Source organism: Pseudoalteromonas sp. '520P1 No. 423', from assembly GCF_001269985.1.
Classification (GTDB): Bacteria; Pseudomonadota; Gammaproteobacteria; order Enterobacterales; family Alteromonadaceae; genus Pseudoalteromonas.
Window position 1 is genome coordinate 219,955 of record NZ_BBZB01000002.1, and the last position, 17,531, is coordinate 237,485.

Genomic DNA, 17,531 nt, shown 5'->3' on the forward strand with positions numbered 1-17,531 from the left:
AAAAAAAGTAACATAATAGTAACACGGAGTATTTTTTTTAGGAACTTGATAATTAAAATTTTCATTCCAATACATTGGTTTTTATAAAATTTAAAGATTATTGTTAGAGACTTTGAAATTGATACTCTTCATGAATTAATGCAAAGTGGTAAAGTACATTTGGCAATCGCCTTTCCTGACTATATTCCTAATAGCTACCATTTAATTAAGCTATTTGAAGAACATCATGTGTGTGTTGCGCCTCCCAATTCAAAATTATTAACTTCAAATCCTTCACTAAAAGAAATAGCAAATTATCCTTCAATTATTGCATCTCCTTCACGCCCTAACTTTAAAGGTTCTATTGACGATTGGTTTAAGCCGTTTGGCTTAGAACGAAATATTGTTGTTTTAGCGCCATGTTTTTCGATTGTGCCTATGTACCTTGAAACTACGGACTCTATGCATTTTTACCCTCTAGAGCGATCCAAGGGCTAAACTTAACTGAAATTCCACTTGAACATGTTCCAGACCCATTTGATGTCATAGCTGCTTGGCACCCTAGTTACAATGAGGATGCACTGCAAAAATGGCTCATTTCTTTACTTCAAGTTGAATAGTGATCGATCTTTACCAAATTCATGATTCAACTTATTTCTAAATTTACCAATTAAATATAATAAGGCTTAAAGTGGTTATTCTAAAGCATTATCACTTTTTGAAAGATAATCGGCTAAAAATTTTTGATGGCGATTTTTGTGCCAGGTCAGCATATTATTTGCTAGTTTTACTGCATCCAGTTGATGCTTTACTGCATTTTCAAAATCACCTATTTTTTCATAGGCACTGGCTAAATTATGATGGCTGTAAGCATCTGCAGGATATAAATCAATCATTTGTTTAAAAATCTGTATTGCTGCTTGGTGTGATGTTTTTAATAAATGATAGCCTAACGCATTAATTGAGTGTTTTGGTGATACTTCAAAACCATATTTATGCTGCGATAAATATTTATAATGCTTAATGATGGCATTAGTCCCTTTTTGTGAAATTTCAGATGTTGGCGCTAAACCTATATGTATATCATTAAATAGCTTTTCTATTGCTGTGATAACAGATAATAAAGGCAATGACATATGATAATTATTTGCAAAATTTTCATAATGCCAATCTAATTTGTGTGGCGCATCTTTATTTAATATTGAAAGTAAAACATCGTAATCAGTTACCTGATGTGCTTCTTTAACATTTGCGCCATGACTAAACAGTAAAAAACGCGGTTTATCACCTAACTTAGCCAGTTTTTTTGGTGCCGTAGACAAAATGCCTGAAAAATCATCTTTGAGTTCAGGACTTGTTGCAATATAGGCATTAAACATATCAGGTTTATTGATCAAAGCAGATAGCACTACTGAACCATTCATCCTAAACCCACTAATTATTTTAAAGCCATTAGTCCTGTATTTTTGTACTACTTTTGGTAGTAACTTTTCATCTATCAAATCTAATAGCGGTGTGGTTTTTCCTGTTTCATCAAACAACATGGCAGCCCGATTACCTGATACGGGAGTGACGATAATTGTTTGCAGCCAAGGCCACTGCCCATTATGGCTCATCCAATCATGCATGCCACTTAAATATGTGTCTGAATAAGAATGCAAATCAAACATTAGGACATAAGATTTATCAATATTTTTTTCGTATCCCGCAGGTAATGTGACATTAAAAACTAAGGGTTGTGAAAATTCAGCATGCGTAATTTTAATTTGTTCTTGTGTGCTGCCAGCTTTAGCTGTGGCGCTTATTAATACTAATATCAGTGAAGTTAGCTTAAACAATATATTCATAATTTTCCTATATTTAAATTTTTATTTGTTTTACAAACAAGCTACCTTTTATCTTTCTAAATTAAATGAATAAAGCTGATAATTTGCTGATTTTTACCTGAATAGTTTATTTTTCATGACGTTAGATATAATATTAACCCGAATTATCAAATGGATATTAACGGAATGCCACAGCAGTTTTGGATAAATGAATACTTTATTGACTGCACTCGCAATCAAATATCACATAATAATATAGTTACAAATATACCGTCTAAAGCGATGGCAGTATTAAATATACTTGTAGAAAATAGTGAGCAAGTAGTGGGCCACGAATCCATTATGGCCAGTGTTTGGCAAGACAGTATTGTTGCACCAAACAGCTTGCAGCGCTGTATTACACAGTTAAGAAAAGCGCTGGGCGATAACAGTAAACAACAAACCATTATTAAAACACATTCAAAACTGGGTTATAGCTTAATTGCCCATGTTAAACCCCACCTAACGACAGTAAATAAAGTTAATAAAAGCCATATAAGTAGCGCCAAAAATACAAAGTACGCATTGAGTTTTATAAGTTTAGTTTTGTGTATATTTATTACCTTTTATTGGTTTGAAGACAATTCAATACTTAACTTTAATCAAGTTAAGCCTCTCACATATAGTGATGAAAGAGAGTCTAATGGACAATATTCTCCAGATGGTAGATATATTGTTTTTCAACGAAGCATAACGTCATGTACAAGTCACATTTGGGCGAAAGATTTACAAACACATGCAGAGTATCAATTAACAAAAAATGCCGGAATATATGGTACGCGCAGTTGGTCTCAAGATGGTAACCAACTGGCTTTTGTAACGCAAAGTCAATGCAATAAAACTGAAATAGCTCCAAAGCAGTGCTGGCAATTAGTCACTTTGGATTTTGCTGAGGCATTAAAGTCACCACAACATACAACGCCTAGACTTCAATGTAATACTCAGCAAGCAGGCTTGGCAAGATGGCTACCCAATGGCAGTATTGGTATTTTACGCCAACATAAAAACCAACTACAAAAAATACAAGCTTATAATCCGAGAACTGAGCAGTTAACCGATGTATATACACCGAAAAATAAGTATATTTATAGCTATGATTATTCGTTTGCTAACCATGCATTTGCAGTAATAAGTACAACAAAAAATAAACAACATATAGTAGAAAAGCTTAATATGTCTGGCGAAGTATTATCTCGTGCCATATTAAAACCACCAGAGGGGCTCTCATTTAATGATAACTACTATATTCATTATCATCCTTTTGAAGACTACCTAATAACAGCAACCCATGAAGGATTATTTCAAATATTTTTTGATGGTTCTTTAAAAAGAATAAATGGCCTAAATCAGCATGGTATTTATAGCCCAAGCTTTCATCCCAATAGTAAAAAAATCCTAGTAACTCAAGCAATGGCGGATTCTGATATGGCATTAATAAAGCTTAATCAGTCTAATGTGAGTAAGTTAAAATTACATACAATCGCGCGTTCAAACTCCAGTGATATAAATGGCCAATTTCAGCCAAAAGGTAACAATATTGCTTTTATGTCTAAACGAACGGGTAAACGCCAATTATGGTTATTCGATGGACAAGATTCTAAGCAAATAAGTAAGTTAAAATACGGTATACAATCTGTCAGTTTTGCATGGTCAAACGATGGGAAATATTTAATAGGCATAGATAAAAATAAGCTGATTAAATTTAATCTGCAAGGTGGTTCATCAATTATTGATATCAAACTACCTATTTATAAAGTTTTACAATGGACTAAGAAAAATCATTTATTAGCTCTATCAAAACAAGATAACCAATCAATCTTATATCAAGTAGATATGAGCACATTAAAAGTAACAAAACTGGTTAATAAAGACATTAAGTGGGCAAATTTAACTGAGGACAATACCTTAATTTATGTTGATACGATTAAACGGTTTTGGGTGAAAAAAGATAAAACTGACGAGATCCCACTTTTATCCGCACATTTAGATAGTAATATATTTGCATTAGAAAATAATGAATTATTTGGTATCAATAAAAATAGGGAGTTATGGTCCTACTCACTCAGTTCCAAGTCATTTAAAGTATTGCAGCAGCTCCCTGATACCGCGCGCTATGTAAGTGATGTCAATAACGCAGAGTTGCTTTTTACACAAATGATTAATTATCAAAAAGAACTTATTGAGCTTTATTAATAAAAATTATTCACTTACTCATTTGACCTAAATGACTGAAAAAGTTACGCCAATAACAAAAATAAAAAATACCCCGTTATTTATCGTCTAGATGGTAAAGAAAACTTACCTCTGATAAATGAGGTAATGCATAAATTGCAAAAAGCAGATAGTGCACCAGAGGTTATTATGGTTGCAATTGAAAATACCAATCGATTAAGAGACTTTGCACCGACAGTAAACCTCGACCCAAGAGGTCCTGTAGGACAAGGTGGCGGCGCTGATAAATTTTTAGACTTTCTTGAGATTGAATTAATTCCATACATAGATCAAAACTATCGAACACATGATTTTAAAGTTATCTCTGGCGCATCAATAGCTGGGTTACTTACGATTCATAGCCTTCAGTCTAGACCTCACCTTTTTCAAGCGCATGTAGCTTATAGTCCCGCTGTTTGGTGGGGCGACCGCACAACAGCTAAAAAGGCTAAAGCATTTATCGCTCAAAAAACCAGCTTAAATAACTACTTATATATGAATATAGGAGAAGAAGCAGGTGAAATGCGTGATGTGTATAATGATTTTCACACCCATTTTTAAAAGAACTCACCTAAAAACTTTAAATTTACTTCAAACGAATTTAATAATGTGTCACATGGTTTAACGTCAGCCGCAGGCGCTTTTCATGCATATCAGAACTTATTTTTACCCATCAGAATGCCAAATAAGGCACTAATTGATGGAGTAGCATCAATCAATGATTATTACAGTCGTTTATCCATGCAACGTGATGAAAATATAAAACCACCAGAGTGGGTTATTCGAGAACTTGGGTACCACTTAGTTAATATTAAACAAGAGCATAAAGCCGTTGAAATATTTAAATTTAATTTAAAATCACACCCTGATTTAGCTAGTGCTTATAATGGATTAGCTTACATTTATGAAAGATTAAATCGCTATGATGAAGCCTTACAGCACATAAATAAAGCGTTAACACTGGCAACAAAAAAAGATAGCGGCTATCAGGTATACATTAGTAGAAAAAATAGATTAACAGCTCAGGTTTCTGGTACAAATAAAGCGCAGCTAAAATAACTTTATTTATTGAATTTTTTATAAAAATTCGATTCACATTCTGAGTAGCATTTATTTTTAATCACAAAAATCAACGAATGTAGAACCAAATTAATTTAATTACTCTAAAAATATATTTTTTATTCCGCATAAATATTTTAATAACAATATAATACAACTTGTATATAGTTTTAGAACAGCTCAAATTATAAAATCTATACTATAAATAAATCTTACAATGGCGCTTAATCTATTATGGCAACATCAAGTAATTTCGTTATCAGTTCAGATCACCTTGATGAACTCAAGTATGCTAAAGCACTGCTTGAAAACCCAAGTCTCGCTGCAAAAATGACAGACTACCTTGGTACACCAATAGAATTATTTATGGATAAATTACCCAGTAATTGGAATCAAAAGCTTAGCGGTGTTACTCATTCAGCCTTAAATAAAGCGGCAGATGCAGCTTTGTATACAATGAAAGATTTTCCGGGTGAAGCATCTTCAAATTACACAAAAAGCTGCAGCTCAGGCTATACCTGCAATTGGTGCTATTGGCGGTGCCGCAATAAATACGCTTTTTATCGACCATTTTCAGGATATGGCAAAAGGTCACTTTATTGTGCGTAAACTCGAAAGAAAATACGGCGAAAATGCGATTAGCCAACAATATAAGCTATTACCTAAATAGTGTTTTCAAGACACATACCACCAATGAATTTATTAAAATTATCATCTAACACTAACCAAAAAACTATAACCTAACCTTCTTATAAAACCTCACACTTGCAGAAAAATTAAAATAATTTCATTATGAATGTAATAAACCTTTCCCTCGTGCCACTAACTTAAGCATAATAATAAAATGGATTATCAAATTTAAATGGGAAGTGACTTTTATCAGCTATCGATACTGCCTTTTGCGGGCATTATTATAAAAATTTGTCGTGCTTATACGAATAGCCAAGAGGATTTTGAAGATTATTATCAAGAGGTCTGTCTGCAAATATGGCGTAGTAAAGATAATTTTAATCAACAAAGTGAATGGTCAACTTGGATATACCGTATTTCACTTAATGTATGTCTGACTTATTTAAAACGTCGTAAAAGTGGCAGCAGAGAAATCATTTCAGATACATTACCAGAAGAAGCAATAGACGATAGTAAAGCATTTGTCAGTGATGAAATTAACGAACTATACAGTGCGATTAAACATTTATCTGAAACCGATAGAGCAGTAATTTTGCTTTACCTTGAAGAAAAGTCATATCAAGAAATAGCCGAAATCATAGGAAGTAATACCAATAACATTGGTGTTCGCATCACCCGAATAAAAGACAAACTCAATACTATTATGAACAAAAAGGATTAACTCATGACAAAATCTATCGAAACAATATGGAAAAATGGCTTTGTTAATGAGCCAAGCCTAACAGCGCCAAAAATTAATAACCTATACGATCGCAAGTCTCAAAATATTGTAGATAAGTTAAGAAATATGTTCTCTCAAAATTTAAAAGCGATTGTTTTAGGCAGCATATTTGTGCTCATTATGATGAGCATTAACGGGTTACCATTTTTAGGAATATATCTTTTTTGTTTGATGCTGCCATTGATGTTTATTGCTAAAAGAGAGTTAAACAAATCTGTGAACTTATCTAAAGGGCAAAGCAGTTATGACTATATTATGAATTTTAATAACTGGTTAAACAGTTCTATGGCTGCATACGCTCAGTATTATAAAGTGTTTTATCCCTTGTTATTTATTGGCTTAGCGGTTCAAGGGATAGTGAGTGAAGATGGGTCGAGACTGATTGCACAACTTCTGGAAGCGTTTCCTACTGATATTATCATCTTAGGGCTGCCTTATTATTTGTTAATTGGTTTAATTATAGTGACCTTAATTGTTGCTAGATTCGCTGAAGCTTTGTACCGTTTTGATTTAAATATTATTTACGGTCGCCAATTTAAAAAGCTAGAAGAGCTGATTGCAGATATGGAAGAATTACGAAAGTAATCGATTAAACAAAAGACTGTTCAATCTATTCAAAAATAAAAGCTATTCCACAATATGGAATAGCTTTCTTTTAACAAGTTTTTAGTGACTAGCTACGCTAGTAAACTACAGTGATAAGTTATTTAAAATATCGTCATCAACATTGTTTGCTAATGTTACTTTTAGCTTAGGCGTTCTTGCCATTTCACGTTTTATCGCAAAATTAGCTTCTTCATTACGTGCCCAGCTACGACGTGCAATACCGTTATTTACATCAAACAATAACATAGATTTAAGTCTACGTTCTGCGTCATCAGTACCGTCAAGTAACATACCAAAACCACCGTTAGTTACTTCACCCCAGCCTACGCCACCGCCATTATGGATAGAAACCCAAGTAGCGCCACGGAAGCTATCACCAATAACATTATGAATAGCCATATCTGCTGTAAAGCGGCTACCATCATAAATATTTGATGTTTCACGGAATGGTGAATCTGTACCACTTACATCATGGTGATCACGACCAAGCACTACAGGACCAATTTCGCCGCTATTAATTGCATCGTTAAATGCTTTTGCGATTTCCATTCTGCCTTGCGCATCTGCATACAGAATACGCGCTTGTGAGCCAACAACTAATTTATTTTGTTTAGCGTCTTCGATCCAAGTGATGTTATCTTGCATTTGTTGTTGAATTTCTTCAGGCGACTCTTGCATGATCTTTTTAAGAACACGCGCAGCAATCGCATCAGTTTTATCTAAGTCTTCAGGTTTTCCAGAAGCACATACCCAACGAAATGGTCCAAAACCATAATCAAAACACATAGGACCTAAAATATCTTGAACATAAGAAGGATATTTAAAATCTATGCCATTTTCAGCCATCACATCGCCACCGGCACGTGATGCTTCAAGTAAGAATGCATTACCATAATCGAAGAAGTAAGTACCTTTAGCTGTGTGTTTATTAACTGCATCAGCATGTCGTTTAAGCGTTTCTTGTACTTTAACTTTAAATACTTCTGGCTCTTCACGAATTAAACGGTTTGATTCTTCATAGCTAATGTCTACTGGGTAATAACCGCCTGACCAAGGATTATGAAGTGACGTTTGATCTGAACCTAAGTGAATGAAAATCTCTTTTTCATAGAAGCTTTCCCATACATCAACAATGTTGCCTATGTAGGCAATTGAAACAACTTCTTCATTTGCTTGTGCTTCTTGAACACGGGCGATTAATTCATCCATGTTATCAATTAATTCATCAACCCAACCTTGCTGATGACGCTTAGTTGCAGCATGCGCATTTACCTCAGCACATACTGTAATACAGTTAGCAATGTTACCCGCTTTAGGTTGCGCGCCACTCATGCCGCCAAGGCCAGCTGTTAGGAATATCTTACCTTTAGAGCTTTCGCCTTTATTTAATACTTTACGGAATGCATTCATCACTGTAATTGTCGTGCCGTGAACAATACCTTGTGGACCGATATACATAAATGAACCTGCAGTCATTTGACCGAACTGAGTTACACCTAATGCATTGAATTTTTCCCAATCATCTGGCTTCGAGTAATTAGGGATCATCATGCCGTTAGTTACAACAACACGTGGTGCATCTTTAGAAGATGGAAATAAACCCATAGGATGACCAGAGTAAATATGTAAAGTTTGATCACTTTGCATTTCACTTAAGTATTTCATTGCTAATAAGTACTGTGCCCAGTTTTGAAATACTGCACCATTACCACCATAAGTAATTAACTCTTCTGGGTGTTGTGCAACAGCTGGATCTAGGTTGTTATCAACCATTAGCATGATTGCAGCTGCTTGCTCACATTGTGCTGGATAGTCAGAAACTGAACGCGCTTTTAAATCATAGCTAGGCTTAAAACGGTACATATAAATTCGACCGAAATCTTTAAGCTCTTGAGCAAACTCAGTTGCGAGTTCTTGATGCCACTCTTTTGGGAAATAACGTAATGCATTTCTAACTGCTAGCTGTTTTTCATCAGCAGATAAAATATCTTTACGTTTAGGCGCGCGATTAGCATCTGCAGGGTATGCCTTTGCTTGTGGTAATACGCTTGGGATCCCTTGTTTTATTTCTTCTTGAAAATTCATTTTTGTACTCATGGTAAATGTACCCCTAATTTATTGGTCAAAGCTAACTGTAAACGCTTGAGATTTAACTAATTTAATCATTGCATCGATATCAGGCTTTAATAGTCTATCTTCTTCAAGTTTAGCGACTTTAGCGCGGATAACTTGTAAGTTTTTCTCAATAATATCTGAACACTTATTAGGGCGTCTAAATTCAACAGCTTGTGCTGCATACATTAATTCGATTGCAAATATTTTTTCTAAGTTGCCTAAAATCTGGTTTAATTTACGACCAGAGATACTACCCATAGATACATGATCTTCTTGACCCATAGATGTTGGTACACTATCAGCTGATGGTGGGAAACAAAGTGATTTGTTTTCTGTTACCAAGGCCGCTGTTGCGTATTGTGGGATCATCATGCCTGAGTTTAAACCACCTGCAGTCGTTAATAATCTTGGTAAGCCGTGTAAACCTTCTAATAATAGGTAACAGCGTCTGTCTGAAATATTACCTAATTCTGCAGCCGCAATTGATGCATAATCAAGTACCATAGCTAGTGGTTGGCCGTGGAAACTACCACCTGAAATCGCTTCTTCACTACTAATAACAATTGGGTTATCAGTTACAGAGTTCATTTCAATTTCAACTAGCTCTTCTAGATGGTAATACGCATTACGTGATGCACCATGTACTTGTGGAATACATCTTAATGAATAAGGGTCTTGAACACGGTCACATTCTTCATGATCTGCCATGTTTTGTGAGTCTTTAAAGAAAGTTCTCATACGTGCTGCAACTTCTAGGTTACCTCTAAATGCACGTGTTTGATGTAATTCATCTCTAAACGGAGACTCACTACCTTGCATACCTTCGATGCTCATTGCACCTGCCATATCAGCAAGATCTAATAAATAACGCATTTTAGTTAAAGCAGTAATACCATGAGACAGTATAAATTGTGTACCGTTAATTAACGCTAGACCTTCTTTCGCATGAAGCTCCATTGGCTCTAAGTTGTTTTCTTTAAGTAACTTAGCTGCTGACACTGTTTTACCATCTTGCCAAAATTCACCTTCACCTAATAATGGTAAAAATAAATGAGATAATGGTGCTAAATCGCCTGATGCACCAACTGAACCTTGCTCTGGTACTACTGGGATAAGATCAAGTTCGATAAACGCCAACATTCTTTCAACAGTTTCTAAACGAATACCCGAAAAGCCTTGGCTTAAAGCGTGAACTTTAGTGATAAGCATCAATTTTGATATTGATTTAGCAATTGGCTCACCCACACCTACAGCATGAGTAATAAGTAAATTCTTTTGTAATAAATTAGTATCTTCAGGTGAGATTTGCGTATCACATAATGGACCAAAACCAGTATTAATACCGTATACAGCTTCATCAGAAGCAGCCATTTTTTCAACTCTTTGGCGACTTGTATTAATTTTATCTAACGCTTCTTGGCTCAGCTGCGCTTTGATACTGCCATCGGCAATACCATTTACAATATCAAGATTAAGGCGATCAACACCATATTTAAATGTCATCTTATACTCCTAAGTACCATTTATTTTTATACACACACTGTGCTTTCAATAGATACATTTTAGCTTGCTCATGATGTTTTACAAATGCATAATAATCGTAATTCATTCCGGTTTTATCAAACTTATATAAAAGAGAAGTTATACGTGCAAGTTCATGATGTCGATCTACGTTTATTAAGAATATTTGTCGCTATTGTTGAATGTGGCGGATTATCTGCTGCTGAGTCCCGTTTAAATATAGGGCGTTCAACAATTAGCTCTCATTTATCTGATTTAGAAGTACGATTAGGTATTAAACTGTGTAAGCGTGGCAGAAGTGGTTTTGAACTCACAGAGCCAGGCAGAGTTACCTATCAAGCTTCTTTAGAGTTATTACAACAATGTGAGGCATTTACTACCACAGTAGCCAGCTCTAAAAACGTGCTATCTGGCCGTGTAACTATCGCCACTATTGATACTATGGTCAGCGATCCACGTTGTGGTGTTGGACGTACAATCGCTGCCTTAAAAGCAAAAAGCGATAATATTCAATTTGATATTAATGTATGTGAAGCGCGAGAAGTTGAAACATCGGTTGTTAATGGCCGCTCATTAGTGGGTATTGGCGTCAGTAGGCATCATCTTCGTGGATTAGATTATTTCCCATTACGAAATGAAAATAACTATTTATACTGTGGTGTGGGCCATCCGTTATTTGATTGCAAACCTTCTGAAGTTAATAAGCTATTAAAAAAAGCAGAAGTGATCAGTAGTAACTATATGCGCGATAAAGAAACCAGAAATGATGGTTTAAACTATCAAAATAGTGCCATAGCCTATCATGATGAAGGCATCGCGCATTTAATTTTATCTGGGGAATTTATTGGCTACCTGCCCGATCACTACGCCAATTTTTGGGTAGATAAAGGCATGTTTAAAACGATTTTGCCGGAAAAATACTCTTATCAAATTCCAGTGGTTTTAATTTCATCAAAAAATAATACAGCTTCACCACTCGCCAATGCATTAATAGAAGAAATTAAGCGCTGTCATTCTATTGAGGCATAGTTAACCTGAGTTTCAGATAAGTAAATCGAGTCATAATTAAAATAAAAAATCCCCAAACAAGCCATGTTTGAGGATTTTTATTTAAAAGTTGAATCTAATTCTTAGTTATTTTTCAGTTGTTTTATATTTTTCAAACCATGCCAAAATATTACCAACCTTTTGAATTAAGTTACTTGGTCTTGCAGCAATACCATGAGCAGCTTTAGGAATACGTACCATAGCAGCATCGACATTTTGTAATTTAAGCGCTTGATAATATTGCTCTGTTTCACTCATAGGTGTGCGGTAGTCCACTTCACCTGTTAATAACATAGTCGGCGTTTTAACATTGCCTACTAAAGATAATGGCGAGTGTTTCCATAAATGATCAGCGTGATCCCAAGGCATGCCTGGCATCCAGTATTTAGTAAAATAAGAATAGCCATCAGCAGTTAAACTAAAGCTCATCCAATTAATCACTGGTTTTGCCACAACAGCAGCTTTAAAGCGATTCGTTTTACCGACAATCCAAGCTGTTAAAGTACCACCACCTGAGCCACCAGTTACAAATAATTGGTCTTCATCAACATAACCTTTGCCAATTACGCCATCAACCACATCCATCAAATCATTATAATCTTCTGAAGGATAATTATGGTGGATTGTATTAGCAAACTCAGCACCGTATGAAGTACTGCCTCTTGGATTAGCCCAAACAACAACATAGCCTTTAGCGGCCATTAGTTGTACTTCAGTACTATAATTTGGTCCATATGCAGCATGCGGTCCGCCGTGTATTTCTATGATCATTGGGTATTTCTTAGTTGCATCAAAACCAGGCGGTAATGCAATCCAAGCCTCGATATCACGATTATCTACACTCGACTTTACAGTCAAAGCTTCAACTTTTGCTAACGTTTTGTGCCCAAATATATCTTCATTTAATTGCGTTAATTGGGTGATCTTACCCTTTTTATTAATCACAGCTAAATCTGCAGGTCTTTGATTATCTGCGATTGTAAATACTAACGAACGATTATCTGCAACTGTAAAATCGCCAGATGTATAAGGACGACCGAGTGATTGGCCACCCGTTGCCACTAATTTTCTTTTTAATTTACCTTTTAAGTCAACGTAACCCACATAGCTTTGACCATGATCATCATAAGAAAAATATAAACCTTTGCCATTTTGAGCCTAATGCACATTACTCACACTGCGATCTAAGTCTGGTGTCAGGTTTTTAGCATTTTTACCATTACTATCCATAACGTATAGTTGGGTATTTTGGCTAGATAGCTTTTTATCTTCAAAACTCAAATAAGCAATTTTTTTACCATTAGGACTGATCAATGGGCGATTATCAGGCCCATCACGTTTCACTAAAGTCGTGATATTTCCTGTATTGACATTCACTTGATAAATATCAGATTCAATTGGTCTATCTTGCCAATCGTCATGACGGTCACCATCAATAATGATATTTTTACTGTCTTTTGACCAATTGATTACACCACCATGATGATAATCACCAGATGTGACTTGTCTTGCAGTACCACCAAGCGCTGGCACAACATAAATATGCCTAAAACCAGGTTTATTAAAACCCGCGCCGTCACTGCGATATGACATTTGATCTATATATTTTGCTGTACCCGCCCAATTTGCGCCTTTTGGTTTTTTAGGCATATCTTTAAAAAGACTTGTTGATTTACCTGGTTTAAACATTGAAAAAGCAATCGTTTTTCCATCTGGAGACCAAGAGATATCACTCGGAGCGCTTTGCAAATTAGTCACCCTAGCCGTTTTACCTGATTCAAGCCATAAAATATAAAGTTGATTATCGCCTTCATAAGACGATAAATAAGCTAACCGTTTACCATCAGGTGAAAATCGTGGCATACGGTAACTCGCTTTACCCGAAAAAACGGGCTTATGCTGCGTACCATCAATATTCACCTGCCATAAATTTACTCTACTACCATCGGTCATAATATCCATAGAGCGGCGTTCATAAATTACATAGTCACCATTTGGGCTAACCTGTGGCGATGCAGCATATTCTAAGTTGAAAATATCATCATAATTTACCAATTTGTTATTGGCTTGATCAGCTGAAAATGACTGGAATGGCAATAATAAAGAAATAATCAAAGTAGATAAAACAGAGACATGTTTAAACATGTGTAAATTGCTCCTTATAAAAAAGACGACCCCTAGAGGTAAATATTTCCTTTTAAAATAATCACTTCTAATTCGGATCTCTATAATCTAATCCATAGCAACAATTTAGTAAAATAATAGCGTTGAGTTTTAATGGTTTAATTGAATAAGCCTTAACTTGAGTTATCAAATTCGATAACAGGCCTAATGTGCTCATCACTCGGTTGGCAAGATTTAATTTAGTGGGTTACTTCCGTAAAGTGCCTAAGCCGCCGTTAAGAACGATTTTAAGCCTTACCTTAAGACAAGCTAACTTTCCTAATGCGTTAATGACTAGCTTCTTTAAAAGAAAGCTGATGAGTTATATAGAACTAGTTATCCCAATATCATCCAAGATGATAGATATATCTCGCTTCGATGCAAAAATCAAAACAAGCTCTAATTCGCTTTCGGCACTGATTGGCTTATTCAATTCAATAGGGAGCGTAAAGGTTTGCAATACTGGCTCTGTCGGCGCATATTTTATATCACCTTTTTCCAATTCAGAGAAGTCAGAAATTAATAAAGGGGAGACACTGCCAGATGCGTTCAAACTTTTTTTAAATATTACACCAGACTTATCAAGTAACTCTACCCTAGTATCAGATAACAAATTGTATGATCCACATCCTTCGTTTTCTCCTGAATCGGCTCGAGCCAGTGAGAAACTTAGGTAGGATTTTCCTTTACGATTTTGATGTAACAGCTCAGCTTCTGAAAGCTTAATGCTCAACCGTGTTTCAACTTGTTTCTTAAGTTGAACCTTTAATACATTATTAGAAGTTTTAGTTCCGTTTCTTAGGCGCTCTGAGTCTATACTGATTGGCACTTTTGTTAACGTTTTATTGGATAGGGCTTTAACGGTACTTTCCTTTTTAGCTATATTTTCAAAGTCTTCTATAACTTTGAAATCAGATGCCATATGGCGACTGATATAAATATCATCAGGAAGATCAAACTCACCAGCCACAGGTTGTCTAAAAATTTTTCGATACTCTTTTGTTTTCGTCAATGTGGCTTCCAAAAAAGCAGAAACATACACTTTAGTTAAATTCTCCTGTTGTTTGGGTGTTAATAGCTTAGAATAAAAATCTTTACTGCTTCCCCAATGGAAATCATCAGACATATCTTGATTAAAGTTTATGTGATTAGCACGATAGATATAAATGGACTGCTTTAAGTAGTTTTTATCATCATCGAAGTGAGTTCGATGCCATTGTTGGCTACCAAGAAACTGATAAACATCCGCATCATGGCCTCCTTGTAACACTAGATAGTTAACATTTTTCAGGATATTTCTACCATCAGCATGTTGATATTGACCGTCCATTGGGGCTAATGCGACAATTGATTTAATGTTAAAACCAAACCCTGTTGATTCACTACTATTTGGTAAGGTCTCCCATTGATTAAATGATGCAGCTAAAGCAACAGCCTCCCCTCCTCTGGACATCCCTATTAAAGCGATATTCTCTAAATCTAGTTTGTTATAAAAAGCGTGACCTTGCTCAGTATTCCATTTTTGCAGCAGTTTAATATGTTCAAGCAGTATCCAACCACGGGCACCATTTTCTCCCCATAAATCATTCAAATAAGTTTGATTTACTGCACAACAAAGTGCCCTCGGCTGGCGAGTAATTTACCTAGATAATCAAACCCTGGAGCAGAATTTCCATGGACTAATAATACTAACGGTAATGGTTGGGCTCCCAACGGAAGCCAAACTTTAGCCTCCAAAGGTAAATTACTACTTTTAAATTTATGGTATGCATTGTCCTCATATCCTTGGTTGCGTGAATAGTTGGAAAGAAAGCTAGGTAAGCTTACATTTGGAGCAATTACATCAGGTTTTGATATAGCAAATAAAAATTGTCGTTCGCCATAGTTCATTACTTTGTATTTATGTTCGCCCTGCTCGGCAGGATTAGGTAAACCCGTAAATGGGCTATTTGGCTGACTATATTTCTCCATAACACAATCTAAAACATCTGAAGCTAATGTCGAAAACGAGGTGGTAACTATGGATAGAATGGTACAAAAGTACGAAAAACGAGTAAACATCAAAATTGTCCCTAATGTAAAAATTTAGCACGTGGTATTGTATAGCAAATCGATCTTGCTTTTAAAAAATACAATTTTTATATAATTATGCACCTTGAGACGCAAGTAACTCAAGAAAGGTTTAAATCAGTTGTTTGATGAAAGCCTGAAGATTGCTCTTAAAGTAAAACATTAATTCTGCTCATATGACTAGCAACTAGCTGAGTAACGCAAGTTAAATTAGCTTCTGAGGTAGTTTTTACAACTTCCACTTCTCGCTCTGAGCTGCCTGTCAGATTAACTCCTTAAAAGTTAAAACTGACAGACCAGATATGATGAGTTACTATAATTTAATAATCTCAAAAAATTAAATACATTATAAATGTTAACAATTAGGCTTTTATTTAGCTGTTAAAGATATATTTAGATTCTGAGTTTTAATGTGACACTGGTCGGCAATAATATGGATATTTTCTATTTCTTTCATATTATAACCCTCTGATTCAACAGTTAAGTTAGCGATACCAAAATCAGCACCTATATCTATTGCCGTTGCAGGATCACATTGATTACTTGTATCCAGGTTAAATTCTTCAGCTTCTTTATCTTCAAATTGAAAACGCCCATATACATCGCAATTAAGTGGTGCTTGTGTATCATTATCAATGATGTTGAGGGTAAATGAGGGATAGAATATTTCAGGGCACACGACATCAGTATTATCAACAAAATCACCACTATCAATACTAAACTCATCATCTGCAATTTGTTTATCAATATCAACGCTAATTAAAGTGGGATAGCCATATTTAGAATGGTATTCAACGGTTAATGATTCGCTGTTATCAATTAAACTATTCACTTTACTAAAGAGTTCATTCACTGTTAAAAAACTTGAGCGATACTGTTTATCTACAATCTCTGCATCTTGTTCGGTATAAGATAAAACAGTTTGATTATCTTTTATTAAAAGTACTGTAGGTTGAACAACTTCTGGAACGCAAAAACAACTTCTTCTTTGAGTGAAAGTGTAATCTGTTATATTAAGCGATTCCCATTTAGCTTGATTATCATCAAGCATTTTCTGTTGGTCATTGGTATCACTATTACAACCAATACAGGTTAATAAAATAACTAAACCAAGCGTTAAATTTTTGTTCACTTTGTTAATCCTTTAATTTGGTAGATATTTCCCTTTAAGAATATTCGTATTAATACAGAAACACTGTAATTAAGTGTAACTCTCATAGGTTACTTTGTAATCAAGGATTAAATTATGATTTTTCAGCCTTAATATGTTTTATGGCTTTGTCAGTTGTTTGTACCATACTTAAAAATTCTTTTATTAATAAAATAAGCCCATAAATCGCAACACCATGATGCGCACCGAGTTGATGTGTGTCACTTTGTATTTGACCATAAATTTGATAACCACTGGTGCACATTAAACATAGCGCCATAAATATGTTAGTGAAGTGACTATTGGCAATTTTGCTGAATATTGTGATCATCTA

Annotated in this window: 16 protein-coding genes and 1 pseudogene; 8 read left to right on the top strand and 9 right to left on the bottom strand. The window is 35.1% G+C overall.

The annotated features are described in order from the left end of the window. Positions 1-138: 138 nt before the first annotated feature. A complete protein-coding gene (locus PSA_RS19605) occupies positions 139-477 on the top strand; it encodes a LysR substrate-binding domain-containing protein (protein WP_231665428.1) in 339 nt (112 codons plus the stop codon). Between the two features lie 197 nt (positions 478-674). Here PSA_RS19605 and PSA_RS19610 read toward each other — a convergent pair whose 3' ends face one another. Further along, a complete protein-coding gene (locus tag PSA_RS19610; protein WP_042146121.1) occupies positions 675-1,826 on the bottom strand; it encodes a hypothetical protein in 1,152 nt (383 codons plus the stop codon). A gap of 165 nt (positions 1,827-1,991) precedes the next feature. Here PSA_RS19610 and PSA_RS19615 point away from each other — a divergent pair, with 165 nt between their 5' ends. From PSA_RS19615 to PSA_RS19640, 6 genes and pseudogenes are all read left to right on the top strand, one after another. After that, a complete protein-coding gene (locus PSA_RS19615) occupies positions 1,992-4,037 on the top strand; it encodes a winged helix-turn-helix domain-containing protein (protein WP_042146123.1) in 2,046 nt (681 codons plus the stop codon). Positions 4,038-4,094: 57 nt separating this feature from the next. Beyond that, positions 4,095-4,616: pseudogene (locus tag PSA_RS19620) on the top strand (alpha/beta hydrolase); the annotation flags it as partial. Between the two features lie 48 nt (positions 4,617-4,664). Next, positions 4,665-5,114 carry a tetratricopeptide repeat protein gene (locus PSA_RS19625; protein ID WP_052380019.1) on the top strand — a complete coding sequence of 150 codons (450 nt, stop codon included), beginning with the start codon at positions 4,665-4,667 and terminating at the stop codon, positions 5,112-5,114. Between the two features lie 472 nt (positions 5,115-5,586). Beyond that, entirely contained in the window at positions 5,587-5,784 is a 198-nt protein-coding gene (locus PSA_RS26545; RefSeq protein ID WP_231665431.1) for an EcsC family protein, read from the top strand. A gap of 192 nt (positions 5,785-5,976) precedes the next feature. Further along, positions 5,977-6,465, top strand: coding sequence for an RNA polymerase sigma factor (locus PSA_RS19635; protein ID WP_042146127.1), 489 nt, complete (start codon positions 5,977-5,979; stop codon positions 6,463-6,465). Positions 6,466-6,468: 3 nt separating this feature from the next. After that, a complete protein-coding gene (locus PSA_RS19640; protein ID WP_042146130.1) occupies positions 6,469-7,110 on the top strand; it encodes a hypothetical protein in 642 nt (213 codons plus the stop codon). A gap of 105 nt (positions 7,111-7,215) precedes the next feature. Here PSA_RS19640 and PSA_RS19645 read toward each other — a convergent pair whose 3' ends face one another. Together PSA_RS19645 and hutH are read right to left on the bottom strand one after the other, a co-directional pair. Further along, positions 7,216-9,228 (bottom strand): urocanate hydratase, encoded by a 2,013-nt coding sequence (locus tag PSA_RS19645; protein ID WP_042146132.1) that lies wholly within the window; start codon positions 9,226-9,228, stop codon positions 7,216-7,218. A gap of 18 nt (positions 9,229-9,246) precedes the next feature. Further along, positions 9,247-10,749, bottom strand: coding sequence for a histidine ammonia-lyase (gene hutH, locus PSA_RS19650; protein WP_042146134.1), 1,503 nt, complete (start codon positions 10,747-10,749; stop codon positions 9,247-9,249). A gap of 144 nt (positions 10,750-10,893) precedes the next feature. Here hutH and PSA_RS19655 point away from each other — a divergent pair, with 144 nt between their 5' ends. Continuing rightward, positions 10,894-11,796, top strand: coding sequence for a LysR family transcriptional regulator (locus PSA_RS19655; protein ID WP_042146136.1), 903 nt, complete (start codon positions 10,894-10,896; stop codon positions 11,794-11,796). Between the two features lie 105 nt (positions 11,797-11,901). On the opposite strand, the gene PSA_RS26550 is transcribed toward PSA_RS19655, so the two are convergent. The 6 genes from PSA_RS26550 to PSA_RS25425 form a co-directional block, all read right to left on the bottom strand. Then, positions 11,902-12,918 carry a S9 family peptidase gene (locus tag PSA_RS26550; protein WP_231665433.1) on the bottom strand — a complete coding sequence of 339 codons (1,017 nt, stop codon included), beginning with the start codon at positions 12,916-12,918 and terminating at the stop codon, positions 11,902-11,904. A gap of 54 nt (positions 12,919-12,972) precedes the next feature. Next, positions 12,973-13,959 carry a DPP IV N-terminal domain-containing protein gene (locus tag PSA_RS26555; RefSeq protein WP_231665435.1) on the bottom strand — a complete coding sequence of 329 codons (987 nt, stop codon included), beginning with the start codon at positions 13,957-13,959 and terminating at the stop codon, positions 12,973-12,975. Between the two features lie 340 nt (positions 13,960-14,299). Then, positions 14,300-15,568 (bottom strand): hypothetical protein, encoded by a 1,269-nt coding sequence (locus PSA_RS26560; protein WP_231665437.1) that lies wholly within the window; start codon positions 15,566-15,568, stop codon positions 14,300-14,302. A gap of 11 nt (positions 15,569-15,579) precedes the next feature. Further along, positions 15,580-15,948: a S9 family peptidase gene (locus tag PSA_RS26565; protein WP_231665439.1), complete on the bottom strand. Its 369-nt coding sequence runs from the start codon at positions 15,946-15,948 to the stop codon at positions 15,580-15,582. A gap of 469 nt (positions 15,949-16,417) precedes the next feature. After that, positions 16,418-17,179, bottom strand: coding sequence for a DUF6174 domain-containing protein (locus tag PSA_RS19670; RefSeq protein WP_042146138.1), 762 nt, complete (start codon positions 17,177-17,179; stop codon positions 16,418-16,420). A 112-nt stretch (positions 17,180-17,291) separates the two neighbouring features. After that, the gene (locus PSA_RS25425; protein ID WP_127924132.1) at positions 17,292-17,528 is read right to left on the bottom strand and encodes a hypothetical protein; all 237 of its coding nucleotides are present in this window, start codon (positions 17,526-17,528) and stop codon (positions 17,292-17,294) included. Positions 17,529-17,531 lie beyond the last annotated feature (3 nt).